The organism is Salinicola socius (genome assembly GCF_001937195.1).
Lineage (GTDB): Bacteria > Pseudomonadota > Gammaproteobacteria > Pseudomonadales > Halomonadaceae > Salinicola > Salinicola socius.
In genome coordinates, this window is record NZ_MSDO01000152.1 from 1 (window position 1) to 568 (window position 568).

The following is a 568-nucleotide window of genomic DNA, read 5'->3' on the forward strand; positions in this document are numbered from 1 at the left end:
ATGCCGACGGCAGCTACAGCTTCACGCCGGGCACCGACTTCGACGGTCTCGCCGCCGGCGAAAACCGCGACGTCACCTTCAGCTATACCGCCACCGATAACGACGGCGGCGTCAGCGAACCCAAGACGGTGACGATCACCGTCACGGGGACTAACGATGCGCCGGTGGCCGTCGCTGACACCCAAACCACCGGCGAGAACAGCGTTCTCAGCGGGCAGGTGCCAGCAGCGACCGATGTCGATGGAACGATCGCCGGTTACGACCTGGCGACGGATGTCGGCACCGGCAACGGCAGCCTGACGTTCAATGCCGACGGTTCCTACACCTTCACGCCCGGCACCGACTTCGACAGTCTCGCCGCGGGCGAGAGCCGTGACGTCACCTTCAGCTATACCGCCACCGACAACGACGGTGGGGTCAGCGAGCCCAAGGCCGTCACCATCACCGTGACCGGTACCAACGATGCACCGGTCGCTCAGGCAGGCACGGTCACGACGGAAGAAAACACGTTGCTGACCGGTCAGGTCCCGGCAGCGACCGATGTCGATGGGACGATCGCCGGTTACGA

At 65.0% G+C, this 568-nt stretch carries 1 protein-coding gene; it reads left to right on the forward strand.

Features of this window, described 5'->3' with window-relative positions; all coding sequences use genetic code 11:
- On the forward strand, positions 1–568 hold a 568-nt coding region (locus tag BTW07_RS19340; RefSeq protein ID WP_167369316.1), incomplete at both ends, for an Ig-like domain-containing protein.